Source organism: Streptomyces sp. NPDC085900, assembly GCF_044540925.1.
Lineage (GTDB): Bacteria > Actinomycetota > Actinomycetes > Streptomycetales > Streptomycetaceae > Streptomyces > Streptomyces gilvifuscus.
Genome location: NZ_JBITSP010000016.1, coordinates 167,169 through 193,567, shown reverse-complemented (window position 1 = coordinate 193,567; position 26,399 = coordinate 167,169). Strand labels below are relative to the sequence as shown.

General features: G+C 70.2%; 23 protein-coding genes, 2 pseudogenes and 1 riboswitch. Of the genes and pseudogenes, 14 read left to right on the top strand and 11 right to left on the bottom strand.

Going from position 1 to position 26,399, the window contains the following annotated elements; genetic code table 11:
• Window positions 1–41: 41 nt before the first annotated feature.
• The 7 genes from ACIGDI_RS39285 to ACIGDI_RS39255 form a co-directional block, all read right to left on the bottom strand.
• Window positions 42–905, bottom strand: coding sequence for a glutathione S-transferase C-terminal domain-containing protein (locus ACIGDI_RS39285; protein ID WP_399907061.1), 864 nt, complete (start codon window positions 903–905; stop codon window positions 42–44).
• Between the two features lie 225 nt (window positions 906–1,130).
• Window positions 1,131–1,241, bottom strand: a complete 111-nt coding sequence (locus ACIGDI_RS39280) for a putative leader peptide (RefSeq protein ID WP_399907059.1) — start codon at window positions 1,239–1,241, stop codon at window positions 1,131–1,133.
• 139 nt (window positions 1,242–1,380) lie between these two features.
• Window positions 1,381–2,712, bottom strand: coding sequence for an LLM class flavin-dependent oxidoreductase (locus ACIGDI_RS39275; protein WP_272178619.1), 1,332 nt, complete (start codon window positions 2,710–2,712; stop codon window positions 1,381–1,383).
• Complete coding sequence (locus ACIGDI_RS39270; protein ID WP_399907056.1) at window positions 2,709–3,767, bottom strand: aliphatic sulfonate ABC transporter substrate-binding protein; 1,059 nt, start codon at window positions 3,765–3,767, stop codon at window positions 2,709–2,711. The genes ACIGDI_RS39275 and ACIGDI_RS39270 overlap by 4 nt, the downstream gene beginning before the upstream one ends.
• A gap of 42 nt (window positions 3,768–3,809) precedes the next feature.
• A complete protein-coding gene (locus ACIGDI_RS39265) occupies window positions 3,810–4,541 on the bottom strand; it encodes an ABC transporter ATP-binding protein (RefSeq protein WP_399907054.1) in 732 nt (243 codons plus the stop codon).
• Window positions 4,538–5,431 (bottom strand): ABC transporter permease, encoded by an 894-nt coding sequence (locus tag ACIGDI_RS39260; RefSeq protein ID WP_399907053.1) that lies wholly within the window; start codon window positions 5,429–5,431, stop codon window positions 4,538–4,540. The genes ACIGDI_RS39265 and ACIGDI_RS39260 overlap by 4 nt, the downstream gene beginning before the upstream one ends.
• On the bottom strand, window positions 5,428–6,324 hold the full coding sequence (locus ACIGDI_RS39255; protein WP_384817355.1) for a TauD/TfdA dioxygenase family protein: 897 nt from the start codon (window positions 6,322–6,324) through the stop codon (window positions 5,428–5,430). Before ACIGDI_RS39255 ends, ACIGDI_RS39260 begins: the two co-directional genes overlap by 4 nt.
• Before the next feature lie 786 nt (window positions 6,325–7,110).
• Here ACIGDI_RS39255 and ACIGDI_RS39250 point away from each other — a divergent pair.
• The 11 genes and pseudogenes from ACIGDI_RS39250 (at window position 7,111) to ACIGDI_RS39200 (ending at window position 18,169) form a co-directional block, all read left to right on the top strand.
• Window positions 7,111–8,217: an LLM class flavin-dependent oxidoreductase gene (locus ACIGDI_RS39250; protein WP_399907050.1), complete on the top strand. Its 1,107-nt coding sequence runs from the start codon at window positions 7,111–7,113 to the stop codon at window positions 8,215–8,217.
• On the top strand, window positions 8,214–9,659 hold the full coding sequence (locus ACIGDI_RS39245; protein WP_399907049.1) for an NtaA/DmoA family FMN-dependent monooxygenase: 1,446 nt from the start codon (window positions 8,214–8,216) through the stop codon (window positions 9,657–9,659). The genes ACIGDI_RS39250 and ACIGDI_RS39245 overlap by 4 nt, the downstream gene beginning before the upstream one ends.
• A 1-nt stretch (window position 9,660) precedes the next feature.
• Window positions 9,661–10,583, top strand: a pseudogene (locus ACIGDI_RS39240) (LLM class F420-dependent oxidoreductase).
• Between the two features lie 70 nt (window positions 10,584–10,653).
• Window positions 10,654–11,454, top strand: coding sequence for a DUF1684 domain-containing protein (locus ACIGDI_RS39235; RefSeq protein ID WP_399907048.1), 801 nt, complete (start codon window positions 10,654–10,656; stop codon window positions 11,452–11,454).
• A 50-nt stretch (window positions 11,455–11,504) separates the two neighbouring features.
• Window positions 11,505–11,617: riboswitch (SAM riboswitch) on the top strand.
• A 33-nt stretch (window positions 11,618–11,650) separates the two neighbouring features.
• The gene (locus tag ACIGDI_RS39230) at window positions 11,651–11,767 is read left to right on the top strand and encodes a putative leader peptide (protein ID WP_334314335.1); all 117 of its coding nucleotides are present in this window, start codon (window positions 11,651–11,653) and stop codon (window positions 11,765–11,767) included.
• Window positions 11,768–11,975: 208 nt separating this feature from the next.
• Window positions 11,976–13,595 carry an ABC transporter substrate-binding protein gene (locus ACIGDI_RS39225; protein ID WP_399907045.1) on the top strand — a complete coding sequence of 540 codons (1,620 nt, stop codon included), beginning with the start codon at window positions 11,976–11,978 and terminating at the stop codon, window positions 13,593–13,595.
• Between the two features lie 3 nt (window positions 13,596–13,598).
• Window positions 13,599–14,558 carry an ABC transporter permease gene (locus ACIGDI_RS39220; protein WP_390630773.1) on the top strand — a complete coding sequence of 320 codons (960 nt, stop codon included), beginning with the start codon at window positions 13,599–13,601 and terminating at the stop codon, window positions 14,556–14,558.
• Window positions 14,555–15,478 carry an ABC transporter permease gene (locus ACIGDI_RS39215; RefSeq protein ID WP_399907043.1) on the top strand — a complete coding sequence of 308 codons (924 nt, stop codon included), beginning with the start codon at window positions 14,555–14,557 and terminating at the stop codon, window positions 15,476–15,478. Before ACIGDI_RS39220 ends, ACIGDI_RS39215 begins: the two co-directional genes overlap by 4 nt.
• Entirely contained in the window at window positions 15,460–17,151 is a 1,692-nt protein-coding gene (locus tag ACIGDI_RS39210; protein WP_399907041.1) for a dipeptide ABC transporter ATP-binding protein, read from the top strand. The genes ACIGDI_RS39215 and ACIGDI_RS39210 overlap by 19 nt, the downstream gene beginning before the upstream one ends.
• Before the next feature lie 120 nt (window positions 17,152–17,271).
• A complete protein-coding gene (locus tag ACIGDI_RS39205) occupies window positions 17,272–17,790 on the top strand; it encodes an adenylate kinase (RefSeq protein ID WP_399907039.1) in 519 nt (172 codons plus the stop codon).
• Window positions 17,791–17,908: 118 nt separating this feature from the next.
• Entirely contained in the window at window positions 17,909–18,169 is a 261-nt protein-coding gene (locus tag ACIGDI_RS39200; protein WP_399907037.1) for a hypothetical protein, read from the top strand.
• Window positions 18,170–18,227: 58 nt separating this feature from the next.
• Here ACIGDI_RS39200 and ACIGDI_RS39195 read toward each other — a convergent pair whose 3' ends face one another.
• The 3 genes from ACIGDI_RS39195 to ACIGDI_RS39185 all read right to left on the bottom strand — a co-directional run bounded on the left by ACIGDI_RS39195 (window position 18,228) and on the right by ACIGDI_RS39185 (window position 20,597).
• Window positions 18,228–19,655, bottom strand: a complete 1,428-nt coding sequence (locus ACIGDI_RS39195) for a serine/threonine-protein kinase (protein WP_399907035.1) — start codon at window positions 19,653–19,655, stop codon at window positions 18,228–18,230.
• A 379-nt stretch (window positions 19,656–20,034) separates the two neighbouring features.
• Complete coding sequence (locus ACIGDI_RS39190; protein WP_200700047.1) at window positions 20,035–20,190, bottom strand: DUF6131 family protein; 156 nt, start codon at window positions 20,188–20,190, stop codon at window positions 20,035–20,037.
• A 182-nt stretch (window positions 20,191–20,372) separates the two neighbouring features.
• Window positions 20,373–20,597, bottom strand: coding sequence for a hypothetical protein (locus ACIGDI_RS39185; RefSeq protein ID WP_399907033.1), 225 nt, complete (start codon window positions 20,595–20,597; stop codon window positions 20,373–20,375).
• A 695-nt stretch (window positions 20,598–21,292) separates the two neighbouring features.
• On the opposite strand from ACIGDI_RS39185, the gene ACIGDI_RS39180 reads away from it, so the two are divergent.
• Together ACIGDI_RS39180 and ACIGDI_RS39175 are read left to right on the top strand one after the other, a co-directional pair.
• Entirely contained in the window at window positions 21,293–22,903 is a 1,611-nt protein-coding gene (locus ACIGDI_RS39180; RefSeq protein ID WP_399907031.1) for a hypothetical protein, read from the top strand.
• Between the two features lie 683 nt (window positions 22,904–23,586).
• Window positions 23,587–23,986 (top strand): annotated as a pseudogene (locus ACIGDI_RS39175) (antibiotic biosynthesis monooxygenase family protein).
• A 41-nt stretch (window positions 23,987–24,027) separates the two neighbouring features.
• Here the strand turns inward: ACIGDI_RS39175 and ACIGDI_RS39170 are convergent.
• Window positions 24,028–25,293, bottom strand: a complete 1,266-nt coding sequence (locus ACIGDI_RS39170; protein WP_399907029.1) for a hypothetical protein — start codon at window positions 25,291–25,293, stop codon at window positions 24,028–24,030.
• 169 nt (window positions 25,294–25,462) lie between these two features.
• Between ACIGDI_RS39170 and ACIGDI_RS39165 the strand changes: the two genes are divergently transcribed.
• Window positions 25,463–26,326, top strand: coding sequence for a thermonuclease family protein (locus ACIGDI_RS39165; RefSeq protein WP_399907027.1), 864 nt, complete (start codon window positions 25,463–25,465; stop codon window positions 26,324–26,326).
• Window positions 26,327–26,399: the final 73 nt, after the last annotated feature.

Sequence of the window (26,399 nt, the reverse complement as noted above, 5' to 3'; positions counted from 1 at the left end):
GGCCCGAACGTATGTCAACGCCGGTCCACCAGGTGGAACGGCTAACGGGCCGAGTGCGCCGCCCAGTCGAGGATCTGGACGGCCGATCCGGCGGCCTCCAGTCCCCGGCACTGGGCGTGGTGGCGGCGATCGATGCCGTCGAGGTCGAGGTGGACGCCGAAGGCCGGGTGGGCGGTCAGACGGCGGGCGTAGGCCCACAACACCGGGTGGCCGGCGATGCGCTGGACCGCGGCGGCGTCGAGGTGGTGACGGTGCACGGTGTCGAGCCGGACCAGCGCGACCCACAACTCGACGTCGGAGGCGGTGACTTCGTCGCGGATCAGACAGGTGCGGCCGGCGAGCCAGCGGTCGAGGGCGCCGAGGGTCTCCAGCAGCGTGGCCAGTGCCGCGTCACATTCCGCCGCGTCCCCGCCGACCGTCCCGGCCCGCTGCGCCGCCCCTTCGATCCCTTCCACGCACATCCGCTCCACCGCCTCGATCTCCGACTCCGCGCCGCACGGGTAGAGCGAGGGGCCGCCGGTGTCGAAGCGGTCGGCGAGGTCACGCATGATGTCCCGGTCGTGGGTGCTGACGATCCGCCCGGACCAGCCGTCACTGAGCACCGGCGCCGCGGCCGGACCGGGGTAGCGGTGCGCGCTCGCCTCGTACAGCGGGCGCAGGGCCGAGTGGCCGCCCTCGGGACAGTCGGGGACGGCGGGCAGGAGGGTAACCGGACAGACGGCGTCCAGGCCGAGCAGCGTGTGGGCGACGGCGATGCGCAGGCCGTCGGGACATGCGGTCGACAGATGGAGCCGGTAGCGGCCGGGAACGGCGTAGTGGCCGCTGCGCGCGTCCCTGCCGATGCGGCCGCGGAAGGCGGGCGCGGACCGGACGGAAACGTGGGCGGCCGGCGTGGTGACGGTCATGACTCTCCCCGAAAGCGGGCGCGGACGTACGCGCGGCGGATGCGGCAACGGGCTGGGCACCGTGGTCGCATCCCCTCCTCCACCCGGAGGGCGGGCCCGGCACTCGGTGCCGGGCCCGCCGGGGCTGCGGGGATGCGACGACGGAACCTCAGGAGCGGGGCTCACCTGGGCACGCCGAACGGCACGATGTCCCTGGGGACGCCGTCGGCGCGGGAAGGGCGCAGGTCAGCCCATGAGGCCGAGCGCGCTGCAGACGCGGAGCAGGTCGATGTGACGCCGAGAGGTCAGCAGAGGCGGACGGCTCACTCGAACGGTGACCGGATCAAGGCGCCTCATATTTCCCTACCTGTTCACTAGGATTCCTTACAGAGTGTCGATCCGACGGCCACCGACGTCAAGAGGGCCGTCCCGCATCGCGGACATCCCGGTGGACGGCGGCTCGCGCGCTCAGGACACCCGGCCGCCACGGGAGGGGTCAGACATGGAACTGGTTCGCCGGGACCGGGAGCCCGTAGTGCTCGCGGAGGGTCGTGCCCTCGTACTCCTCTCGGAACAGGCCCTTGCCGCGCAGGATCGGCAGCACCTGCTCGACGAAGGCCGCCAGGCCGGACGGCAGCGCCGGGGCCATGATGTTGAAGCCGTCCGCGGCACCGCCCTCGAACCAGGCGATGATCGTGTCCGCGACCTGCTCGGGCGTACCGACGAACTCGAAGTGCCCGCGGCCGCCGCCGAGCCGGGAGATGATCTCCCGCACCGTCAGCCTCTCGCGTGCCGCCAGGTCGATGATGAGGTCGGAGCGGCTCTGCGAACCCTCCAGTTTCGGCCTCGCCAGGATGGACTGCGGCAGCGGCCGGTCGAGTTCGAAGACCGACGGCTCGGTCTCGAACACCGCGGCCAGCTGGCGCAGCCCGTACTCCGGGATGCGGAGCTCGTCGAACTGCCGTGCCAGGGCGCGGGCTTCCTCCTCGGTCGACCCGATGTAGGGGACGATGCCCGGCAGGACGATCACACCGTCCGGATCGCGCCCGGCGGCTCGGGTGCGTGCCTTGATGTCGGCGTAGAAGGCGGCGGCGCGCTCGTACGTGGTGTGCGCGGTGAAGACGGCCTCGGCGTGACGGGCCGCGAAGTCCTTGCCGTCCTCCGAGGAACCCGCCTGGACGAGCAGCGGGTGACCCTGCGGCGGGCGCTCGACGTTGAGCGGACCGGCGACCTTGAAGTACGTGCCCTCATGACCGAGCCGGTGCAGCCGGGCGGGGTCGGCGTAGCGCCCGGCCGCCTTGTCCGCGACGACGGCCTCGGCCTCCCAGCTGTCCCACAGCGCCTTGGCGACCTTCAGGAACTCGTCGGCGCGGGCGTAGCGCCGGGCGTGACCGGGGCGGTCGTCGAGGCCGAAGTTGGCGGCCTCGTCGGCGCCCGCCGAGGTGACGATGTTCCAGCCGGCGCGGCCGCCGCTGACGTGGTCGACGGACGCGAGCCGGCGCGCGAGGTTGTACGGCTCGTTGTACGTCGACGACACCGTCGCGATGAGGCCGATCCTGCTGGTCGCCTGGGACAGTGCGGTCAGCAGCGTGAGCGGCTCCAGCTGGCCCGGCGGCCGGAACTCGCCGGTGCCGATGAGGGCCGGGCCGTCGGCGAGGAACAGCGAGTCGAACTTGGCGCTCTCGGCTAGGCGCGCAAGTTCGATCCAGTGCCGCAGGTCGAAGTCGGCGCGGGGATTGCTGTGCGGGAGCCGCCACGCCGCCTCGTGGTGGCCCGCCTCCATGAGGAAGGCGTTGAGGTGCAGCTGTCGCCGCCGTCCGGCGCTCATGAGGTGACCTTGAGCTTGGAGCTGTCGTAACCGGCCGGGAGGAGGTTGTCGGTGATGGACTCGACGTCGACCTTCGTGGTGATCTGGCCCGCGTCCAGGAAGGCGTCGGCGAGCTTCTGCTCCAGCTCGATGTCCGAGTGCTCCACCGGGGTGACCCGGTTCGAGTAGGCGGCCAGGGACGCCTTGGCGTCGGCGAGCGGGATGCCCTGCTCCTTCGACAGCGCCTTCGCGTACTCGTCCGGGTTCTTGACGGCCCAGGCGAACTCCCGGGACAGCCTCTTCAGGATGTCCGTGAGGGCCGCACGCTTGGTCCTGTCCTTCAGGGACGAGTCATTGGCGACGTAGTAGCTGCTCGTCTGGTCGATCGGGGGCAGCCCCTTCACCAGGATTCGGGCACCGTTCTTGACCGCGATCGCGGACTGCGGGTTCCAGATCGACCAGGCGTCCACCTTGCCGGTGTTGAACGCGGTCGCGCCGGCCGCCGGGTCGAGGAAGACCAGTTTCACGTCCTTGGGGGTGAGGCCGACGCTCTTCAGGGCGTTGAGGGCCAGACCGTGGGCCGAACTGCCCTGCGGGACGGCGATCTTCTTGCCCTTGAGGTCCGCCGCCGTCCTCAGCTTGGAGCCTTTGGCCACAATGATGTTCTCCACCGCTTGGTCGGGCGTGAGCGAGCGGTTGACGGCGACGATCTTGAAGCCGTACTCCTTCGCGGCACCGGTGATCGGTGGTACGTCGCCGACGCTGCCGAGGTCGATGTCGCCCGAGGCGGCGGCCTGCACGAGCGGCGGGCCGTAGGTGAAGCGGGCGAACTTCACCTTGTAGGGGGCGTTGTCGAACACGCCGGTGACCTTCGCGAGTTCCTGGCTGCCGTCACCGCCGTTGTCGCCGATGGTGAAGGTGTACTTGCTCCACTCGGGGTGCTTGACGTCGCCGGCGTCGGCCGCATTGCTCAGGGGTGCGGCCGTGTCCGACGCCGACGATCCGCAGGCGACGAGAGCGCCCGCCAGGGTGAGCGAGCCGATGGTGGCGATGAGTCTGCTTGTTCTTCTTCGCATGGTTGTCGTGCTTTCTGTGCCGGGTGAGGGTGTTGGGGGAGGTCAGTGGCGGCCGGCGAGGCCGAGGTCCGCCAGGAGCCGGGCGCGGAGTTCCTCGCGGGCGACGCTGGCTTCGCGGTCCGCGGCGGGGAGGTCCACCTCGTGCGAGGCGCCGATGCGGCCGTTGCCCATGACGACGATGCGGTCCGCCAGGGCGATCGCCTCGTCGACGTCGTGGGTGACGAGCAACATGGCGGCCTGGTGCCTGCTGCGCAGCGCGCGTACGAGGTCGTGCATGCGCAGCCTCGTGATGGCGTCGAGCGCCGCGAACGGCTCGTCGAGGAGCACGAGTTCGGGTTCCGAGACCAACGCCCGGGCGAGTGACACCCGTTGGGCCTCCCCGCCGGAGAGTTGCTTCGGCCACGCCTTCTCACGGCCCGCGAGTCCGACCTCGGCGAGCACGTCGCGGGCCCGCTGTTCGGCGTCGGGCCCGTACAGTCCGAGCGTGACGTTGCGCAGCACCCGCTGCCACGGCAGCAGCCGGTCGGCCTGGAAGACGATCGCGCGCCGGGCCGGGACCTCCACCCGCCCGCCGTCGGGCCGGTCGAGGCCGGCGAGCAGACGCAGCAGGGTGCTCTTGCCGCAGCCCGAGGGCCCGAGCAGGATCACCAACTCCCCGTCCGAGATGGTGAGGTCGAGGCCGTCGAGCACCGTCCGGTCACCGAACCGGCGAACCACCTGCTCGACGACAACTCCGGTCTGCTGACGGAACCGCGGTGCGATCGTGCTGCTCATGACGCCTCATAACCGGGGCGCCACCGCAGCAGCACCCGCTCGAGAGCCCGGACGAACTGGTCGGCGAGCAGACCCAGGAGCGAGTAGATGACCAGCCCCACGAAGACCTGGTTGGTCTGCAGATACGTCTGCCCCTGGGTGATGAGGAAGCCGAGCCCCTTGTCGGCGTTGACCGTCTCGGCCGCGACGAGGCCCAGCACGCTGTACGCGAGGGAGAACCGCAGGCCGACCAGGAACCCGGGCAGGGCTCCGGGCACCAGCACGCGTGTCACCAGGCGCCAGGTGCCCGCGCCCGTCGTACGTGCCATCTCGATCAGCCGCTGGTCGACGCCCCGGATCGCGGCGAACAGGTTGAGGTACATCGGCACGCCGGCGCCGAAGGAGATCAGGAGCACCTTCGTGAGCTCGTCTATGCCGAACCACACGATCATCAGCGGCAGCACGGCGAGGAGAGGGATCGTGTTGAGCACCTGCACGAGCCCGTTGAACAGGTACTCGCCGCTGCGCAGCAGCCCGCCGAGCACACCGGTGACGATGCCCGCCGTCAGACCGATGGCGAGACCGATACCGGCCCGCTGCAGCGAGATGGCCAGGTCGGGTCCGAGGACGCCCTGCTGCCACAGGTCGACGGCCGACCGCACGACCGAGGTCGGCGCCGGAGCGTACGTCTTCGACACCACCCCGGCCCGGGCGAGCACCTCCCAGGCGATGAAGACCACGACCGGGGTCGTGTAGATGCCCAGCGGCCAGCGCAGGCGCTCGCGCAGTCTGCTGAAAGGTGTTCGGCGGCGGGCACCGCGCGGCAGGAACACCTCCCGCGACCGCCCGCTCGTCGTCCCGGCGGCCGGACGCTCGGTGGCGGCCGGTGCCTTGAGGCCGAGCTCGGTCATGCCGCCACCGCCAGCAAAGCGCTGTAGTGCGAGGAATCGCCGACGAGCTGCTCGCTGCGGCGGCCGTCGACACCTGTGGGCACCTCACCGGCGACCGTCACCCTGTTGAGGCGGCGCGGGTGGTCGTCGTAGTTGTCGACCCCGTAGTGCTGGGTGATCCGGTTGTCGAAGATCAGCAGCTGGTTCGGGGACCACCTCCAGCGCAGGATGTTCTCCGGACGCGTCACGTACGACTGCAGGACGCGCAGCAGATCGGCCGACTCGCCGCTCGACAGGCCGACGATCCGCTTGGCGAACCCGCCGATGAACAGGCCGCGTTCACCCGTCAGCGGATGTACCCGCACGACCGGGTGCTCCGCCTCGTACGGCGTCGAGACGAAGACGCGGTCGTACTCCTGCCGTTCGGCGGTCGCGGCCGGGGGCCGCGCGTAGTCGTACTGGTTCGTGTGCACGACGCGCAGTGAGTCCGCGAGGGAGCGGAGCGCTTCGGGGAGGTCGCGGTAGGCCGCGGCGGCGTTGGCGATGAGCGTCTCGCCGCCGTACGGCGGGACCACCACGGATCGCAGCGTGGTCAGCTGGGGCGGGTTGACGACGAAGGTGACGTCCGTGTGCCATTCGTTGGCCTTGGAGGTCTCACTGTCGACGGCGAGCACGTTCGTCGTGCCGTCCGCCGCCGGCACGTTGGGATGAGCGGTCGTCAGCTCGCCGAACCAGCCGGCCACGCGCTCCTGGTCGGCGTTGTCCAGGCGCACGTCGTCGAACACGATCGCCTTGTGCTCGTTGAGGGCGTCTCGGAGCGTGGTGATCGTCGAGAAGTCCGGCGACGTCGTGAGGTCGACGCCCTCGACGACTGCGCCGATACGGCCGGTGAGCTTACGGATGGACAGAGGCATGAAGGGTCCCTCTCGGACGGATGGGCACACCGAGGTGTGCCGGACGGTTTGGTGCCGGCGCCGACCGTGCGCAGGGCTGATCGACCGGCGTGCGGAGTCGTCCGGGCCGGTTCAGAGGATGTGCGTGCTTCCGGATCGCCACGGCCGTTGTCTCAGCGACCGCGCTGACGTACGCCGACGGGCTTCCCGCTCGTACGGCGCGAAGAGCTCACAGGGAGTTGGGTGCTTCGATCCCGTGGGGAGGCAATGCGGAAGGGGCGGACTCACACGTCTCGGGCCGCCGCGGGCCGACTACGCGCCCCCGCCGCTGCCGACGACCGCTCGCCGGGTCAGCGACAACAAAACGCGCTGGAGACGTGCGCCAGATCGATGTGGCGCCGCCGAGTCAGGTCCACGCGCGGGTTCATGGCAGGGGAGTCCAGCAGACGCCCACCTCGTCGGTCAATGCCTACCCGGTCCGGTCTTGCATTGCGGACACGCAGTGCCGCACACGTCCCGGTCGGACGTGACTCCGCCATGTCCGACCTTGACACTCGCCGGGGCAGGCGACGTACGTTGAAAAGGAAATCCCTGACCACCGGAGGCTTTGATGCACGTACTGGGCGCGGCACCGCGCGGTACGTGCACCGGTGCGCGACTCATCACCCGACGGCATGTCGACTTCTGCCGTACCTCCTCCGCGGTCTGTCCTTCCGTACACGTCTGACATCTGCCGGCCGTCCCGCCGGCCGTCCCCTCGTGGCCCTGTCGCCGCGAGTCCGCGTGTGCTTCCCGGAAGGAACCCCGTTGTCCGGTCCTGCCCTGCACCTCGCCGTCGAGATCGACGGTGACGGAACCCATCCCGCGGCCTGGCGCCGCGCCGCCCACTCCCCCGAACAGCTGCTCACCCCGCGCCGCGTGGCCCAGGTCGCCGCCGTCGCCGAGCATGCCGGGTTCACCCTGATCACCTTGGACGACGGCGTGCTGCCGCCCGGCGCCGCACCGGATCCGGTGGGCCGCATCGGCGCGGTGGAACGGGCCGCCTTCATCGCGGCGTCCACCAGCACCATCGGGATCGCGCCCGTCGTCCCGGTCACCTACGCCGAACCCTTCCATGTAGCCGGGCAGTTGGCGTCGCTGGACCACGTCTCCGCCGGCCGCGCCGGGTGGGTGGTGACGGAGGAGGAGCGTCCGGAGGCCGCGCGCGCCTGGGGGCGTCCACTGGTCGCCGACGCCGAGTCACGGGCCCGGGAGTCCCGTGACGGCGTCGAGGTGACCCGCGCCCTGTGGGACTCGTGGGAGGACGACGCGGTCATCCGTTCCGTGGCCACCAGCCGCTACCTCGACCGCGACCGACTCCACTACATCGACTTCACGGGCGAGACATACACCGTCAAGGGCCCGGCGATCGTCCCGCGCCCGCCCCAGGGACAGCTCGTCGTCCTGGGCCGGCCGGACCGGGTCGCCGCCGCGCAGCTCGACGTCGCCCTCGTCGACGGGCGCGATGTCGCGTCGGTCGCCACGGCCGCCGCCGCAGCCGGCACGCCCCGTGTCCTCGCCGAGGTCGAGGTGGCGCTCGACACGCCGGAGTCGACCGGCGCCGAGCGCGTCGCCGACCTCGAACGGCACGCACCGTGGACCGACCGCGGACGGCTGCGGCACATCGGCTCAGCCGACCAACTCGTCTCCCTACTCATCGAGTTGAGCAGGTACGTCGACGGTGTACGACTGCATCCGCTGGTTCTGGACGAAGACCTGCCCCTCCTCTCCCGCCTCGTCCTGCCGGCACTTTCCGAGCGGCGCCTCATCGCCCGTCCCCTGCCCGGTACGTCCCTGCGCTCGACCCTGGGGCTGGAGCGCCCCGCCAATCGCTTCGCCGCCACGACGCCGGCCGCCCGGGAGAACGCACGATGACCCGCACAGACCCCCTCGACGTACCCCGGCCCGACGCCCAGCTCCACTTCGGGGTGTTCTTCCAGGGCGTCAATCACTGGACCATCTGGTCCGCCCCCGACAGCGGCTCCCAGATCGACCCGGCCTCCTTCCGCAAGGTCGCCCAGACCGCGGAACGCGGCCTGTTCGACGCGTTCTTCCTCGGCGAGGGCCTCCGGCTGCGCGAGGTCGACGGCAAGATCCACGACCTGGACGTCGCCGGACGGCCGGACGCCATCACCCAGCTCGCCGCGCTGGCCGCGGTCACCCGCCGCATCGGCCTGGTCTCGACCTCCAACTCCACCTTCAACGAGCCCGCCGATCTGGCCCGCCGCCTCTCCGGCCTCGATCTGCTGTCCGCGGGCCGCGCCGGCTGGAACGTGGTGACCACGGACAACGCCTGGACCGGCGCCAACTTCCGCCGCGGCGGCTACCTCGACCACGCCGACCGCTACCGGCGCGCCGATGAGTTCCTTACCGTGGCCCGCGCACTCTGGAACGGCTGGGAGGACGGCGCCGTCGCCGGATCGGCGCACGCGCCCGCCTGGTCGGCACCCGGCGCCGTACACCCGGTGCGACACAAGGGACCGCAGTTCGACGTCGACCTCGTGCCGACCCTGCCACGCAGCGCCCAGGGCCACCCCGTCATCTTCCAGGCCGGAGACTCCGGCGAGGGGCGCGACTTCGCCGCCCGCAATGCCGACGTCATCTTCTCCGCGCACGGCACCGACTTCGACGACGCGCTCGCCTTCGCCGACGACATCCGGCGTCGGCTGCGAGCGGTGGGCCGTCCGGACGACGCTGTGCGGATCCTGCCCGGCACCGAGATCATTCTCGGCGCCACCGAGGAGGAGGCCCGGGAGAAGAAGCGCTGGATCCGGCTCCAACAGGTCACCCCTGCGACGGCGTTGGGGATCGCCGGACTGCTGTGGGGCATCGACCTCTCCGGCCGCGACGCCGACGGACCGCTGCCGAAGCAGGACCCGGTCGTCACCGACAACGACGGCTCCTTCGGGGCACGGCGCGTCGCCGACCCGCGTGCGGTCGTGGCCGAGTGGCGGGCGAAGGCCGAGGCACACGGCTGGTCGCTGCGCGAGACCGTCATCGCGCTCGGGCCGCAGCGCGGACACGTCGGCACTCCGTCCGGCCTGGCCGACAAGTTCGCCCACTTCGTGCGGCACGGCGCGATCGACGGCTTCAACATCACGCCGTACCTCATCCCCGACGGCCTCGACGACATCGTCGACCTGCTAGTCCCGGAACTGCAGGAACGCGGGGTCTACCGAACCGAGTACACCGGCACCACCCTGCGCGAGCACCTCGGCCTGCGCGCACCTCTCGACACAGGTCCAGGACACATGACTGACAAGAAGCTGTCACACGCGGACCGGAATGCGGCTGCGTCCGGCGCCGTTCTGGACTGACATGACTGTTGGAGCAGCGCTCAACGCGGCCGGCGCGCCCAACCAGGTCGACGCCACCGTTCAACTGGCCCGGGAGGCCGCGGAGTCCGGACTCGCGTCGGCCTGGTTCGGGCAGACCTTCGGCGCGGATTCACCCCAGCTCGCGGCGATCGTCGGACGCGAAGTGCCGGGTCTGCAGGTCGGCACGTCGGCGATCCCCGTCTTCGGCCGCCACCCGCTGCTGGTCTCCAGCCAGGCCCAGACCGCCCAGGCCGCGACCCACGGCCGCTACCACCTGGGGCTGGCCCTGGGCACGAAGCTGCTGACGGAGACCGGCTACGGCCTGCCCTTCGAACGGCCCATCGCCCGACTGCGCGAATTCCTCACCGCCCTGCGCCAGTTGACCGAGACCGGCACGGCCGACTTCCAGGGCGAGCTGCTCACGGCCACCACCCCGTCCCGGCGCGAGTACCGGGCGCGGAGAGCGGCGTGCCGCTGCTGGTCGCCGCGATGGGGCCGCAGGCGCTGCGGGTCAGCGGCGAGCTGGCGGACGGGATCCTGCCCTACCTGGCGGGATCGCGCGCCCTGGCGGACCACATCGTGCCCGCCCTGCACGCGGCCGCCGAGGCCGCGGGCCGCCCGGCACCCAGGGTCGTGGCGCTCGTGCCCGGTGTCGTCACGGACGACGTGGACGCGGTGCGGGCCAGGTTCACCGAGAACCTCGCGTTCTACGAACAGATCCCGTCCCACGCCCGTGTCATCGAACTGTCGGGCGGCCGGCGGGCCGCCGATCTGGCGGTGATCGGCGACGAGAAGACCGTCGAGGCCGAGGTACGGCGCTACCGCGACGCCGGCGCCACGGAGGTCGTGTTCTCGTCCACCGAGATCGCCGGAGAGGCGGACCGCCGACGCACCTGGCGGCTCCTGGGCGAACCGGCCCGCTGAACAAGCCCGTCGAGCCGGGCGCCCGCCGCCGGCTCGCACCAATTCACCCCCGATCCAGAGGAGATCGCCCATGACCACCGAGGCCACCACGACGGACCTCCATGCCTTCACCGAGACATGGCTGGAGTGGTATCGCGCCCAGGAAGCCCGACTCGCCGACCCGCACGGGTTCCTGGCGGTCACCGGCCTGCACTGGCTCGACGACCGGTCGCAGCGCTTCCCGGACGCGCCCGGCGCCTGGCACACCGGCCCCGAGGGGGTCGTCGTAGACCTGGACGAGGGTCCGGTGCGCGGTGAGCACCACTTCGGTGTGATCCCCGAGCGCGGCGGCGTCAACGCCGTCTGGGGCGACGCCGTGATCGAGGTCGCCCGGCGCGGCGGCCAGGACATCGTGCGCCCCCGGCACCCGGACGCGCCGCTGCGTACGGCCTTCACCGGAACGCCCGCCTACGCCCCCGACCCCCGCTGGGCGGTGACCGGCCGCTACATCCCCTTCGACGCACCGCGGCCGACCACCGTGGGCGCCGCGGTCGAGGGACTGGAGCACGTCTACGACGCTCCGGGCAGGATCGAGTTCGAGCTGGACGGGCGGCAGCTGTCGCTGACCGCGTTCCCGGGCTCGGGCGGGGGCCGGCTGCTGGTGCTGTTCACCGACGCGACCTCCGGCGTCACCACGTACGCGGCCAACCGGGCCCTGAGCGTGGAAGCGCCCGCCGCCGACGGCACGGTCGTCCTGGACTTCAACCGGGCCTCGAACCTGCCGTGCGCGTACACGGACCTGGCCACCTGCCCGCTGCCCCCGGCGGAGAACCGGCTGCCGGTGGCGATCGAGGCCGGGCAGAAGATCCCCCGCGAGCGCGGAGGTTCCTGAGCCGGCCCGGCCATTGACCGACGACAAGATCTCTTCGTACGATCAAGAACGGCATTGAGTGTCAGCGTCAAGCCCTGGCTCGCTGACCGGCAACCCTCCCCCGCGGTGGGGTGCTCCAGGTGAAAGCCCGGCGGGATCACCGACGATCCCGCAAGCGCGTGGCCCCGGTCCGGGGCCGGACAGGTGGAGGACCGATATGCGGCACGGTGGTGACCTCAGCGCCCGTTTCGCCGACGCCACCGTGTTCTCCCGGCTCTCGCGTCGACGCCACATCGACCTCAAGCGCTCGACCAGCTGCCTCTGTCAGGCCTGACGGCCCCTCCAGCCGCCGGTCACGATACGGCATTCGCCGTCGCCGCACCCTTCGCGCCTGATCTCCGGACGTCTTCGATCCCCGTCTGCCTCTGATCCCCGTCTGCACAGCGGCCCCCGGCCGCGGCATCGCGCCGCCCGGGGTCGGCCGCCCGCGCACGGCCACGCCCCGCGCCCGTGCCCGGTGACACGAGTAGGAGAAGCCCTCCGTGACCGCACTTCCCCATGTCAGATCCTCCCGGTGGGCGGCACTGTCCGCCCTCGTGACCACCAGCGTGCTGCTGACCGCCTGCGGCTCCAGCGGCGGCGACTCCGCCGGCGGCAGCGGACGGCCCGCGGCCGGCGGCACCCTGACCTTCGCGGTGAGTTCGGACGCCGGCTGCGTGGATCCGCAGCAGGTCGCCAGCAACGAGACCATCTACTCGGTCCGCCAGATCGTGGACTCCCTGACGGACCAGGACCCCAGGACCGGCAAAATCGTGCCGTGGCTCGCGAAGAGCTGGGACATCAGTTCCGACGCCACCACCTTCACCTTCCATCTCAGGTCCGGCGTCACCTTCAGCGACGGCTCGAAGCTGACCGCGCAGGTGGTCAAGGACAACTTCGACGCGGTACCGAAGCTCGGTGCCCTGGGAACCCTGGCCGAGGGCTACCTGAGCGGCGTCAAGAGCACCACCGTCGTCGACCCGCTGACCGTCAAGGTGACCTTCGCCAAGCCCAACGCCCAATTCCTGCAGGCGACTTCGACGCACTCGCTCGGCATCGAGTCGTCGGCGAGCGTGAAGAGGACCCCGCAGCAGAAGTGCAGCGACGGAGTGGTGGGGTCCGGGCCCTTCGTGCTGAAACAGTACGTGCAGAACCAGTCGGTCACCCTGGCCAAGCGCACCGGCTACGCATGGGGATCCTCGCTGTGGGGCAAGAAGGGCGAGGCGTACCTGGACAAGCTGGTGTTCAAGGTCGTGCCCGAGGCGGGGGTACGGGCCGGCAGCCTTCAGTCCGGTCAGGTGCACGCCGTCTCCAGCGTCGGCAGGGCCAACGAGGCGGCGCTCAAGGGCGGTCAGGTAGCCCTCCAGCGGCGGGCCAACCCGGGCATCGTGTTCGGCCTGGGGCTGAACAACTCGCGGCCGATCCTCAAGGACGCCAGGGTGCGCCGGGCGATCCTGTCCGCCGTCGACCGGCAGCAGATCGCCGACACCGTCTTCCCCACCGGCACACAGGCCGCGACCAGCGTCCTCGCGCACACCACGCCCGGCTACACCAGCCTCACCGCCGACCTGACGTCCGACACGGCCAAGGCCAAATCCCTTTTGGACGCCGCGGGTTGGAAGACCGGCGCCGACGGCATTCGCACCAAGGACGGCAAGAAGCTCGGTCTGACGATCGACTGGATTCCCAACGCGGGCACCAACCAGCCCGCGCTGGAGCTGATCCAGCAGCAACTCAAGGCCGTCGGCATCCAGGTCACCCTCAAGCAGCTTCAGGTCACCCAGCTCGCGCCGACGCTGCAGTCGGGCGACTACGACGCGGCCTGGGGCAACGTCACCCGTGCCGACCCGGACATCCTGCGCAGCTCCTTCTCCACCGAGCTGGCCAACTTCTACCGCGTCCCCTCGAGCGGCCTGGACACGGTCCTGACCGCACAAGCGGCGAGCACGGACACCGCCAAGCGCAAGGAACTGGTGTTCCAGGCACAGCAGTTGATCGTGCGCAACGCCTACTACGTGCCGGTCGTGGAGCTCCAGACGCAGCTGGGCGTGGCGAAGAAGGTGCACGACCTCGACTTCGACGCCTCCAGCCGGCTCCAGCTGCACTACACCTGGATCGGCTAGCGCATGCGCCGTTATGTGATCAAACGGCTGGCGCAAGCGGTGGGCGTGCTGTGGGCGGCGTACACGGTGTCGTTCCTGGTCCTGGACTATCTGCCGGGTGACCCGGTCACGGCGATGGCAAGTGCCGGGATGGACTCGGGGCAGGTCGACCCGGACCGGATCGCCGCCCTGCGGCACGAGTACGGCTTCGACAAGCCGGTGCCGGTGCAGTACGCGGAGTACCTCGGGCGTGCGGTGCGCGGGGACTTCGGCGACTCGGTGTCCACCGGTCGCCCGGTCACCTCGACGCTGGCCGACGCCCTGCCGCAGACACTGCAACTGACCGGCGCGGCCCTGCTGTTCGCGGTGGTCCTCGGCGGCGGTCTGGCGGTCCTGGCGACCTACACCGCGCGGCGCTGGCTGCGCCAACTGCTGCTGTCGCTGCCGCCGCTCGGCGTGTCGGTCCCGACCTTCTGGGTGGGGCTGCTCCTCGTCGAGACGTTCTCCTTCCGGCTGCACTGGTTCCCGGCGTTCGGCAACGACGGACTCAGGGGTCTGGTGCTGCCTGCGCTGACGCTGGCCGTGCCGACGGGCGCGCAGATCGCCCAGGTCCTCGCCAAGAGCCTGCTGACGGCGCTGGACCAGGCGTATGTCGAGACCGCCCGGGCCAAGGGCGCCGACCGGTGGCGGGTCCATCTGCGGCACGCGCTGCGCAACGCGTCGCTGCCCGCGCTGACGGTCGTCGGACTGCTGGTCGGGCAACTGATCGCGGGTTCGGTGGTCGTCGAGACGGTGTTCTCCCGCGACGGCCTCGGCCGCGTCACCGCGGCGGCGGTCACGGCACAGGACATTCCACTGGTGCAAGGGGTGGTCGTGTTCGGGGCGCTGATCTTCGTCACGACGAACCTGGTCATCGACCTGGTCTATCCACTCCTTGACCCGCGGATCGTGGTGGCCTCGGGCAGAAGGGCGGCCCTCGCATGAGCCAGAGTCTCGTCGACGACCCGATCGAATCAGCGCTCGGCCCGGCCCGCCCCGTCACGGCGGGCACGGGCCGGGAGCCGGGACGCCGCGTGGACGTACGGCGGCTGCTGCGCTTCGTGGTGCGCCGCCCAGGTCTGCTGCTGTCTCTGGTCGTCCTCGTGCTGGTGGTGCTGGCCTCGCTCCGGCCCGACCTGTTCACCTCACAGGACCCGCTGAAGGGCGTCCCGTCGCAGAACTTCCGCGGGCCGAGCGGCAGTCACTGGTTCGGCACCGACGAGCTGGGCCGTGATGTGTTCTCGCGGGTCGTCCACGGCGCCCAACTGTCCCTGAAGGCCACGCTGATCGCGGTGCTGGTCGCGTTCGTGGTCGGCGGGCTGCTCGGCGTGGTCGCCGGGTTCGTGGGCCGCTGGGTGGACGACGTACTCATGCGCTGCGTCGACGTACTCCTGTCCATCCCCGCACTGTTCCTGTCCCTGGCCCTGGTCACCGCACTCGGCTACGGCACGGTGAAGGTGGCGGTCGTCGTCGGCATCGCCAGCGTCGCCGCGTTCGCCCGAGTGGCGCGCTCGGAGGTGCTGCGGGTGCGGCAGGCGGTGTTCGTGGAGGCGGCGCGCGCGAGCGGGGCCCGCTGGTACTCGGTGCTGGGCCGACATGTGCTGCCCAACGCGGCGGGCCCGGTGATCGTCCTGGCCACCCTCGACTTCGGCTCCTCCATCCTGGCCGTCTCCGCCCTGAGCTTCCTCGGCTACGGCGCTCCCCCGCCGGCCCCGGAGTGGGGCACGTTGATCTCCGACGGCCGCAACTACCTCGCCAACGCCTGGTGGTTGACCGCGCTGCCCGGGCTGGCGATCGCCGCGACGGTGCTGGCCACCAACCGCGTCGCCCGGGCGCTGGACGGCGAATGGTCCCGGCAGCGATGACCCACGAGCATGAGAACGGTGAGGACGTGAGCACACCACTGCTGGAGATACGCGGGCTGTCGGTGTCGTACCGCACCCGGGGCGGCACCGTCGAGGCCGTTCGGGGCGTGGACCTCGACGTGTGGCCGGGGCAGGTGACGGCGGTGGTCGGCGAGTCCGGCTCCGGCAAGAGCACAACCGCCCACGCCATCACCCGGCTGCTGTCGGCGAACGGCAGCATCGACGCGGGCACGATCCGCTTCGGCCGGTACGACCTGGCAACCTTGTCGGAGCCGGAACTGCGCACCGTACGCGGAGCGCGGATCGGCCTGGTCCCGCAGGACCCGACCGTCTCCCTCAACCCGGTCAAGCGCATCGGTGACCAGGTCGCCGAGGTGCTGCGCATCCACGGCCTGGCGACCCGCCGCTCGGCCGCTACCGAGGCCGTCGCCGTCCTGGACCGGGCGGGGCTGCCCGACGCGGCCGTCCGCGCCCGCCAGTATCCCCACGAGCTGTCGGGAGGCATGCGGCAACGCGCCCTGATCGCCATCGCCATCGCCGCCCGACCCGAGCTGATCATCGCCGACGAGCCCACCAGCGCGCTCGACGTCACCGTGCAGCGCGTCATCCTCGACCATCTTCAGCACCTGACCGAGGAGTCGGGCACCGCGGTCCTGCTCGTCACCCACGATCTGGGGGTCGCCGCCGACCGGGCCCAGCGGCTGGTGGTGATGTCCCAGGGCAAGGTCGTCGAGGCGGGCCCCACCCGTGACATCCTGGCCGACCCCCGGGACGACTACACGCGGCACCTGCTGGCAAGCGCCCCGAGCCTGACCACGACCCGGCCCCGCACCCCGGCCTCCGTCCCCGCGTCGGATACGACGCCGTTGCTCGAAGTCCGCGGGCTGGTCAAGGAGTTCAGGCTGCCTCACACCGGGGACGGCCCCCGTACCCTGCGCGCGGTGGACGACGTCGCTTTCACCCTGCACCGGGGGCAGACCCTCGCCCTCGTCGGCGAGTCGGGTTCCGGCAAGTCGACCACCGCCCGCCTGGTGCTCCGCCTCGCCGACGCGACCGCCGGGCAGATCCTCTTCGACGGCACCGACGCCACCACCGCCAAGGGCTCCCGGGCCCGACAACTGCGCCGCCGCGCACAGCTGATCTACCAGAACCCGTACGCCTCACTCGACCCCCGATTCAGCATCGGCGAGGTGATCACCGAACCGCTGCGGGCCTTCAAGGTGGGCGACCGCGTCTCCCGGCTCGCCCGGGCCCGCGGACTCCTCGACCGGGTGGCCCTTCCCGCCGCCACCCTGGAGCGCCGCCCGGCGGAGCTCTCCGGCGGACAGCGACAGCGCGTGGCGATCGCCCGGGCCCTCGCCCTCTCCCCCGACCTCGTGGTCTGCGACGAGCCGGTCTCCGCCCTCGACGTGTCCGTGCAGGCCCAAGTCCTCGACCTGCTGGCCGAGTTGCAGGCCGACACCGGGGTGGCTTACCTCTTCATCTCGCACGACCTGGCCGTCGTACGGCAGATCGCGCACCAGGTAGCCGTCATGCGGGCCGGCCGCGTCGTCGAGACGGGCCCGCCGGAGGAACTGTTCACCCGCCCCCGCCACGAGTACACCCGCGAACTGCTCGCCGCGATCCCCGGTGGCCTCCCTCCCACCCCCGCCGCCGAGACCACCAGGACCTGAGGACCACGATCGCATGACCGCACCCGCCATCACCTCGTCGGCCCTACAGGGAGACAATCACCTCCATGGCGTCGTCGCCGCTGATGCGTAGGCAGTGGCAGGTCAGGACCGGGGGCATCCATGGAACGGATCTTGGTGGTGGGCGTCACCGGCGCGGGCAAGTCCACCCTCGCCCAAGCCCTGAGCGGTCGTCTGGGCCTGCCGCACCACGAGATGGACGCCCTGTACTTCAGCGGCCCCGACTGGTCCGTCAACGACGAGCTGACCGAAGACGTATCGAGGCTCACCGCGGAGCCCGGCTGGATCATCGACTCCATCGGCTATCCGGAAGTCCGTGACCTGCTGTGGAACCGAGCCGACACGGTGATCTGGCTGGACTATCCCAGACGCGTCATCATGCCTCGCGTCCTGCGCCGGTCCTTCCGGCGCACCGTCACACGCGAGGCCCTCTTCGGCGGCAACAGGGAGACCTGGAAGGACTGGCTGAGCCGGGAACACCCTGCCTGGTGGGCCTGGTCCCAACACGGCACCCGCCACCGCGAGATCGAGCACCGGGTGAGCGACCCCCGCTTCGCCCCTCTCCACACCCTCCGCTTCGCCCACCCCGATGACACGGCGGCCTGGCTGACGTCCCTGTGAGCCGCGGGCCGGGCAGGCAGTCCCGGTGTCCCTCGTGTGGCCCGCCGCTGGTCGCGACCGGCGGCGGTGGCGCTGACGCTGGTACGGCCATCCCGCAACCGTACGAAACGGGGCTCCCATGAAACTGTCGCCGGCGATCGTGGTCGTAGCGCTGACCACGGCACTCTGCTTTGGAGCAGCCCCCGTACAGGCTGCCGCGCCTGTCGTCCAGAAGCCGCCACAGTCATCCACCGCCGGCAGCACGACGCAGGTTTTCGCGGACATCTCCGCACAGGAGTGCGTCAGAGGCGGCGGGGTGATCATCATCAACGCGGTCGGGGACAGCACGTACACCAAGTACTGCGAGGGAGGGACCCACGACGGCGAGACCATCACATGACAGGCGAGGCCATCACATGACAGGGGCGGCACTCCGCCCGTCGCCCAAGGGTGCGCTGCTACTCCCGGCCTTTTCGCCCCTGGCCATGGGCTTCCGCGGGAGACTTCTTCTTGCCTGCGGCCTTCCCCGCCGTCGCATCGGTTGTCTTGCCGTGACCGGAGGTCCGGGAGGCAGGATCGGTCAGGTGCCGCGTCGGCCGATCAGCGGGGGATGAGACAGCACTGCTGTCCGAGACAGTCGCGCGGAGAGGGTGCGCAGCGGCCGAGCGGGAAGAGGGCGAGGCCTTCGGAGCGGCGGAGCTGCCCTCGTCGGCCGAGGTCTTCGGGGACGCGGAGGTGGCGGGGTGATCACTGGCGGACGGAGCCGCTTCGCCGGTGGCGCTGTGCGAGAGGCCATCGGTGGCGATGAGGCCGGCGGTCATCACGGCGACCAGGGCAGCCGCTGATCCGCATATCGCCACACGGCTGCGGGCGAAGGCGGGCCGGGAGGCCGCCCGGGGAAGACCGGCCGCGGCCGCCGCGGTACCGAGCCGCTGTGCGCTGGGCAGCAGGCTGCGGTGCGTGCGGTCGCTGTCACCGTCACCGTCGTGCGCGGTCGACCGGGATACGGCGCTGCTCATGGCCGGGACCCCCGGCTGAACCGCTTCCGCAGTGGACGTGACGTCGGCCAGGTGGGCCAGTGCTCGGGCGCAGTCCCGTGCCGTGGGGCGGTCCTGCTCGTCCAGAGCCGTCATCCGGTGCAGCAGGTCGCCGAACGCGTCGGGCAGGAAGTCGGGGAGCGTGGGTCGGCGGTGGAGTCGAGCGATGGCCGCCTCCAGGGGGCTGCCTTCGTATTCGAGCCTGCCGGTCAGGCACTCGAGGAGGACCAGTCCGAGAGCGTAGACGTCCGCCGGCGGGCCGACCGGCCTGCCGAGTACCTGCTCGGGGGAGAGATAGGCGGCCGTGCCGATGAGGGTGCCGGTGGCGGTGTGCGTGGTGGAGTCCAGGAGCCGGGAGATACCGAAATCGGTCAGATGAGGGCTGTCCGAGGCGTCCAGGAGGATGTTCGACGGTTTGACGTCCCGGTGGATGATCCCTTTCTCGTGGGCGTGGTCCAGGGCGTCGGCGAGGCCCGCCCCGAGCGTGGCGGCGGCTTCGGGCGACAGAGGGCTCTCGGCGATGCGGGTCTTGAGGGTGGGGCCGTCGACGAGCTGCATGACGAGGTAGGCGTCGCCGTCATGCCTTCCGGCGTCATAGGCGGTCACCAGCCCCGGATGCTGCAGCTGGGCCAGGATCACTGCCTCGCTGCGGAAGCCCTCCTCGGTGTCGAAGCCGGTACCGGACCGGAAGATCTTCACGGCCACGGGCCGCCGCAGTTGCAGGTCGAAGCCGCGGTGCACGTCGGCCGCACCACCCCAGCCGATCAACCCGTCCAGGCGGTAACGACCCGCCAGTATCCGGGCGTTGTACCGCGTGGGCCGTCCGTCATGCCCCTCACGCAACCTCAACTCGCCCTCCCCCTGCCTCAGGAACAGAAACTGGCAGGCACCCGTCGTCGGCCGGCCACCGAACGCAGGTACCCATCCAGCAAGCTCTTGCACAGCAGCGGACGAATCTTCTGGCAACCGCTCACGAGATCCGCAACGCGGAAGGCCGCCGGCCCCTGGCTCTGAGACCAGGTGGCCGGCGGCCGAAAAGGAGGCAAGGAGGCGGGGTGTCCTCTCGAAAATTCCTGACCCTGGCGGGCTCCGGGCCGCCAGCCGCAGGGCGGGGCGCGGCCGCTCATGCCATGACAGCACGGCCGCGCCCTCGATCTTTCACCCTGGTCTCAGTCACAACCGGGCCAGGCCTTGATTCAGGTCAAGGGCCGCTCGAGGAGCGTCACGGTCACCAATAGTGGCGCCGGCCGGCGACCGCGTGCCCCATGGATCCCAGGATCCAGAAGACGGCGCCGACCACGGCCAGGATGATGCCGATGGTCCACAAGATCGATATGCCGGTAAGGAAACCGACGATGAGCAGGATGATGCCGAGCGCGATCATGACGTACCTCCTGGCGTGACCGGACGTTACCTCCCGAGTGCCCCGAAGCGGCGCTATCACGCCACCCCCCAGGACGCAAGTTTCAGCGTCCTTGATCAACAGAGCAGGCAGCCGCCGGGGCAGACACCCGCTCACCACCAGGTCGGGGCGCGAACGGTTGCCGCCCGCTCACGCTCGCCCCCTCAGGCGCGCTGTACCGCGAACATCTCCAGGTGTCCGCAGATCGGGCAGCGGTAGGCATCGATCTGCCAGTGCGGCCGGCCCATCCGTCTGGCGCCGCCGAGCGGACCTTTCTCCAGGACGCCGGCGATCCAGCGCGCGTATCCGCGAGCGCCCTGCCCGGAGTCCTCGACGAAGCCCGGCTCCAGCCCCACCGCACCACATTGGGTGCACCGTATGTCGTTCATCGTCGGAGTGTAGACAGCGACTTCGGCGCGAACACGAGCGAGCCCCTGTCTATCGCGGCAGGGAATCCGAATGGAAACCATGCAAAGCAATAGCCCGCCGATTACCGGTTCTTGGCGAAGTATTGCCTGCCGCTTTCTCCGACTTCTCGTCCTGGTGTGCATGACACCGACGCCCATGGTCAACGATCAGTCATGAAACACCCTGCTCCCGACTCCGCCAACTGGGCTTCGAACAAGCAGACTTGCGCTTCGACCAGCGAAAACGGAACACAGACGACAGGGGAGCGGCCACGCACCAGAGGGCGACAGTCCTGTCCCTGTGTAAAAGCTGCCTGCTTCCATTGACCTGCGCCTGTCAAATCTGATTTGCTCTGCCGCGTCTGACAACGCATCACCTTTCCAGCGCCAAAAGGGGCAGCGCGACCCTTCTCACTGCCCTTTTCCTTCGTTCAGGTCAGGACTGGATTCCCCGCAGATCGCACCGCCGCGCGTCAATTGCCCAACTGCCGTGCACACCGCCGCCCGTGCAGTGACGCAACCGCCGTTCGGCTCCCTTGTCCTGCTCCGCGACGAAACCGGCGTCGACGTCGACGTCCGGAGGCGGCTGTCGGGTGATGCGCCCTGTCGGCGTCCCATGCAACCCACCTCCCCGCACCGACGGCGGAGGTCCGTGCGAAGAAAGGTTCCCATCACCCATGGGTACTCCCCACATAGGCGGCGCAGCCCGAGCAACCCTCGCCGGTGTCGCGTCGTTGTCCCTGGCCACCGGCCTGGCACTCGCCATCACCCCGCAGGCGACAGCCGCCCCTCAGGCCACGGTGCACGCGGCGAGATCCAACCCCTACAGCCCCGCGTACCAGCACCCGTACCGGCACGGCGCCCTTCCCACCATCCAGCGGAACGCCAAGATGAAGTCGTGGGCGGCCAGTCACCCGGCCGCCACCGCGGCGACCGGCCCGCAGACCCTGTCCTACGGCGGCGGCATCGACGGCATCGGCGTCCAGAGCGGCCACTCCAAGGTCTACCTCGTCTTCTACGGCTCGCAGTGGGGGACGCAGAGCACCAACGGCAGCGGCGACGCCACGTTCTCCGGCGACCCGGACGGCGCCGCCCCCGTCGCCCAGGAGATGTTCAAGGACATCGGTACCGGCAACGAGCGGTGGTCCGCCGACCTCACCCAGTGGTGCGATGGACCGAACGTGACGTCGGGCGCCACCAGTTGCCCGTCCAACGCGAACTTCATCCCGTACCAGAGCGGCGGCGTGCTGTCCGGTGTCTGGTACGACAACTCGGCGGCCTCCCCGAGCGCCGCGACTGGGCACCAGCTGGGCGCCGAGGCCGTCAAGGCGGCCGGGCACTTCGGCAACACCACCGCCGCGTCCAACCGGGACGCCTATTACGTCATCCTGTCGCCGCACAACACCAACCCGGACAGCTACCAGGGGCAGTACTGCGCCTGGCACGACTACAACGGTGACAGCACGCTCTCCGGCGGGCCCGTGTCCTCCTCCTACGGTGACATCGCCTTCAGCAACCAGCCGTACAACATGGACTCCGGTTCGGGCTGCGGCGTCGGCTTCGTCAACTCGCCCGGCACGCTCGACGGTTGGACCATGACACTCGGCCACGAGTGGCAGGAGATGATGTCCGACCAGAACCCGGCCGGCGGCTGGACCAACCACACCGGCAGCTCCTACGACGGCCAGGAGAACGCCGACGAGTGTGCCTGGATCTCCCCCGGCAGCACGGGCGGCGCGGCCAACGTGACCATGGGCACCGGCACCTTCGCGGAGCAGGCGAGCTGGTCCAACGACACCAACAACTGCGCCATCTCCCACGCGATCGTCGGCGGCGGCAGCAGCGGTGGCGGCGGCACCCTCACCAACGGCACCTTCGAGACGGGCAGCCTGTCGAGCTGGACCACCAGCGGCAGCACCTCCGCCACCACCTCGGCGGCGCACAGCGGCAGTTACGGCGCGATGGTCGGCGCGACCGGCCCGACCAACACCTCCTCGCTCACCCAGTCCTTCACCGCTCCGTCCGGCACCAGCAAGGTCTCCTTCTGGTACAACGTCACCTGCCCGGACACGGTGACCTACGACTGGGCCACGGCCACCCTCCAGGACACCACGGCCGGCACCACCACGACCCTGCTCGCCAAGACCTGCACCCAGGGCGCAGGCTGGAAGCAGGTCTCGGGCGCCGTGACCGCGGGCCACAACTACACGCTCACCCTCACCAACAAGGACGACAACTACGCGGGTGACGCGACCTACACCTACTACGACGACGTGACCGTCTCCTGACACCTCGCACCGCACGGTGGGGGCGGGCCGACGGCCCGCCCCCACTCCCGTCCCGGCCACCCCGGGCGGTAACCACCGGAGGGCCCCTTGTTCCTTTCGCCGGTCCCCATCCCCTCTGCCCGGCACACGCTGCGCGCCGGGCTCGCCACCGTGGCCGCCGCAGCCGCGACGGCCGCCCTCGGCGGCTGTGCGTCCGGCACGGCGGGATCCTCGTCCTCCGCATCGCCCACTCCCCCGCCCTCGGCGTCCGGATCCGCCGCCCACTCGGTCGTTCTCGACGAAGGGGCTCGTGGAACCACGGTGCGAGTGTCCACCGGCACCCACCTCGTCGTGCGTCTGCACAGCACCTATTGGTCCACCCCCGCGGGCTCGAACCCACGGGTTCTCGACCCCGGCGGCGGCGGTACGACCGTCGCAGCCACCTGCCCGCCCGGCCGCGGCTGCGGCCTCTCCTCCGCACGGTTCACCGCACTACAACCCGGGACAGCGCACATCACAGCCCGACGTCACTCGTGCGGCGAGGCCATGCGCTGCTCACCGGGGCAGGAACGCTACGACGTGACCGTGACGGTCACCCGATAGCAGAGCCGGCCGTCGGGCCCGCTCTCCAAGAGGGCGCTCCCTTTCGGATCCCGTTCGGCAAAGTCGCCGGATCATGGGCGCGGTCTCCCTACAGTGGCGCCATGAGTGATCACCCCGAAGCACCTGTCACGCCCGTCGAAGCCTTCGAACCCCCCCTACTACGTAGCCGTCTTCACCACGGTGCGAACCGAGGACCAGAGCGGCTACAGCGAGACCAACGCGCGCATGGAAGACCTGGTGAAGGACGTACCCGGCTTCCTGGGGATGGACCACGCGCAGACTCCCGGCGGCCTCGGCATCACCGTCGGCTACTTCCGCGACGCCGACGCCCTCACGGAGTGGCGGAGCAACACCGAGCACCGCGCGGCACAGAAGCGCGGGCGGGCCGAGTGGTACCAGAGCTACACACTGCATGTGGCGAAAGTGGAGCGCAGCCACCGATTCACGCGAGCGGGCGGCCCACAGAGCCCGGCAGCGGGAAGGCAGTCCCCGGCATGCTAGGCACGGCATGACTGCGCGTCTCCCCATGGGACCGCTGGACATCACATGTCATGAGTGGCCCCTTTACCTGTCTGCGCAGGAACCGGTTCGGTCTCGGGGCTGCTCGGTTCCGGATCGGTCGGCGCTCGCCCCACGTCCGACAGCGTCTCGCGGGCCCGGGCGTCGACGAAGCGCGTCACGAGGTGCTGCGCAGCGCCGAAGATGACAGCCCACGCCATGATTTGTGCGCTGGAGTCCAGGTCGCTCAGGCCGGGGATGAAAGCCCCCCTGATGAGCAGCACGCCTATGAACGCGGTCAGAGCCCCGGTGGGAAATTTCAGCAGGGCCGCCGACAGCGGCAGCATGTAGGGAGTGCTCGTCCCTTGTATCCGGCGCAGGGACGCGATCACCGTGAGAGCCGCACCGGCCAGCCCGGCCGCCTCGGTGACGAGCACGTCCGTATGTCGCGCGTAGTGGCTGGGAACAGCGGGCGGCCTCTTTGGAACCTCTCCGGATGGGCATGCCGCGTTGAGCTCTCCCTTGGGAATGAAGCAAAGGTTCAGCGAATGGGGACTGAACCAGCCCCATGCGGCGAGTCCAGCCGCGCCGAGGAGCACGAAGAAGGTGGCGATGCGCAGGATGACGCTGAGGCTGCGCACCCTCCTGACCTCGGCGTCCAGCGCGTCGTACGCGGCACTCAGGGCCAGGACGAGGAGGCCGCGGTCCCCCGGCTGAAGCCTTCCCACCTCCATACGTCCCGCGACCGCCTCCGCCCTCACCCGAAGCGGGTTGCCCGGACCGAGATGCTGTTCGACATAGCTCAGCACGTCGGTGCTCCGGCTGATCAGGTCCTCTTCCGAGCACAGCCCGAGCAGCATGACATCGGCCGCGCGCAGGTTCGCCCAGGTCCTTTCGAGCGCCGCGGCTCCGGAGAAGGGGCGGCGCCGCGCGCAGATGGCATGGCCGGCCTCCTCCAGATGCCGTGCGACCCCCTCCAGCGTCTTCTCCCGCTGTCGTTGCTCGGATTGGACCTCGACCGTCCGGCACCTCTCGCGATCCGCTTGCTGCTCCAGGTAGAGAATGCGTGCGGCGGCTCGCTCCCGCCAGGCCGTCCTGTGGACTCTGGACAGCTCCTTGCGGATCTTGGGGAGTTGGACGACGTTCTTCGGCCTGGTCGGCTCGTACGAGTCATCTCGCTTCGACGCCTCCGCCGTATGCGTCGTGCGTCCGAACAAGAGCGAAGTAACCCACAGGAAAGCGAAGGCGATTGCATTCCCGCTGAGTTTTGTCGGGTTTCGCGAACCGTTGAAGGCTTTCCCGTTGGCCATCCCGACCTCCAGCAAAGGCTCCCCCCTCTCAGCATAGGACGGACAGCCAACAGGAGCGCGACGAGAGGCGGGCAATGGCAGCAATTGCAGACCTCCCGACGGGGGAATAGCGTGGTTCAGCAGGCATCTCGCCCATCCCCGCCAGCCGTTCAAGTCTTCGGGAGTCACTATGACGATGCTGCAAATCAACGGATCGTTCCAGATCACGGGAACCCAGCCGGACGGCGACACCATCCACTTCACTCCCGACGACCCGACAGAATGGGCCCTGGTGGGCAGTGGAGGGCGCGCCGTCAAACACGACGTGCTGGGACGCGCCACGCTTCGCCTGGACGCGATCGACGCACTGGAAACGCACTACGGGCCGAGCCGTGTGCACCAACCTCTCCACTTCGCCCATGCCGCACGTGACGAACTCCAGAGTTGGCTGGGGTTCACGAACGTCCAACAGGGACCGGACGAGACCGTGACGGCGGCGACGCCCGACACGGTGCCCGGCTTCATCCTCACCAACGGCGCCGACATCCACGGCCGTTGTGTAGCTCTGGTCGGGCGCGGCGTCCCCGAGGGCCCCAGCGGTACCGACATCGACGTCGGCGCCGACCTGCTCCGGACGACGGTGAACCATCACCTGCTCGCCACCGGCCTGGCCTACCCCACCTTCTACCGAAGCCTGTTCCCCAGCCTGCGGGCCGAGTTGACCGCAGCCGTACAGCAGGCACGCACGGCGCCGGCGCAAGGTCTGTGGCCCAGCGACACGACCACCACCGGGGCCAAGGTCACGGCCCTGTCCTCGCTCACCGACGACGTCGTCATCCTGCCCAAGCTGTTCCGGCGTCTCGTCGACTACCTCCAGCTCGACAACGGCTCGCTGACCTGCTTCCCGGCCTATCTCGCCGGAGTGCAGGACCGCTTCACCATCACGTCCACCGGGAAGCGCTGCACCGGCCTGAACAACGTCGTCGAAGTCACCAACGGTCAGATCGTGCGGCTGACCCAGGCACCCGAGGACCTGGTCTTCGAGGAGGCTTGAGAGAGGAGGCTCGAAACTGAGGCGGCACGACAGGGAGCGCGGCGGCCGCCGGCCGGCCCGGTCATCGAGGGTC

Bases quoted from the DNA above. Each gene is read 5' to 3' on its own strand.
- ACIGDI_RS39180 (WP_399907031.1), top strand. From the start codon at position 21,293: ATGGGTACTCCCCACATAGGCGGCGCAGCCCGAGCAACCCTCGCCGGT.
- ACIGDI_RS39190 (WP_200700047.1), bottom strand. From the start codon at position 20,190: ATGATCGCGCTCGGCATCATCCTGCTCATCGTCGGTTTCCTTACCGGC.
- ACIGDI_RS39210 (WP_399907041.1), top strand. From the start codon at position 15,460: ATGGTCCCGGCAGCGATGACCCACGAGCATGAGAACGGTGAGGACGTG.
- ACIGDI_RS39185 (WP_399907033.1), bottom strand. From the start codon at position 20,597: ATGAACGACATACGGTGCACCCAATGTGGTGCGGTGGGGCTGGAGCCG.
- ACIGDI_RS39200 (WP_399907037.1), top strand. From the start codon at position 17,909: ATGAAACTGTCGCCGGCGATCGTGGTCGTAGCGCTGACCACGGCACTC.
- ACIGDI_RS39220 (WP_390630773.1), top strand. From the start codon at position 13,599: ATGCGCCGTTATGTGATCAAACGGCTGGCGCAAGCGGTGGGCGTGCTG.
- ACIGDI_RS39205 (WP_399907039.1), top strand. From the start codon at position 17,272: ATGGAACGGATCTTGGTGGTGGGCGTCACCGGCGCGGGCAAGTCCACC.
- ACIGDI_RS39170 (WP_399907029.1), bottom strand. From the start codon at position 25,293: ATGGCCAACGGGAAAGCCTTCAACGGTTCGCGAAACCCGACAAAACTC.
- ACIGDI_RS39265 (WP_399907054.1), bottom strand. From the start codon at position 4,541: ATGAGCAGCACGATCGCACCGCGGTTCCGTCAGCAGACCGGAGTTGTC.
- ACIGDI_RS39275 (WP_272178619.1), bottom strand. From the start codon at position 2,712: ATGAGCGCCGGACGGCGGCGACAGCTGCACCTCAACGCCTTCCTCATG.
- ACIGDI_RS39165 (WP_399907027.1), top strand. From the start codon at position 25,463: ATGACGATGCTGCAAATCAACGGATCGTTCCAGATCACGGGAACCCAG.
- ACIGDI_RS39270 (WP_399907056.1), bottom strand. From the start codon at position 3,767: ATGCGAAGAAGAACAAGCAGACTCATCGCCACCATCGGCTCGCTCACC.
- ACIGDI_RS39230 (WP_334314335.1), top strand. From the start codon at position 11,651: ATGCGGCACGGTGGTGACCTCAGCGCCCGTTTCGCCGACGCCACCGTG.
- ACIGDI_RS39255 (WP_384817355.1), bottom strand. From the start codon at position 6,324: ATGCCTCTGTCCATCCGTAAGCTCACCGGCCGTATCGGCGCAGTCGTC.
- ACIGDI_RS39215 (WP_399907043.1), top strand. From the start codon at position 14,555: ATGAGCCAGAGTCTCGTCGACGACCCGATCGAATCAGCGCTCGGCCCG.
- ACIGDI_RS39280 (WP_399907059.1), bottom strand. From the start codon at position 1,241: ATGAGGCGCCTTGATCCGGTCACCGTTCGAGTGAGCCGTCCGCCTCTG.
- ACIGDI_RS39260 (WP_399907053.1), bottom strand. From the start codon at position 5,431: ATGACCGAGCTCGGCCTCAAGGCACCGGCCGCCACCGAGCGTCCGGCC.
- ACIGDI_RS39285 (WP_399907061.1), bottom strand. From the start codon at position 905: ATGACCGTCACCACGCCGGCCGCCCACGTTTCCGTCCGGTCCGCGCCC.
- ACIGDI_RS39245 (WP_399907049.1), top strand. From the start codon at position 8,214: ATGACCCGCACAGACCCCCTCGACGTACCCCGGCCCGACGCCCAGCTC.
- ACIGDI_RS39235 (WP_399907048.1), top strand. From the start codon at position 10,654: ATGACCACCGAGGCCACCACGACGGACCTCCATGCCTTCACCGAGACA.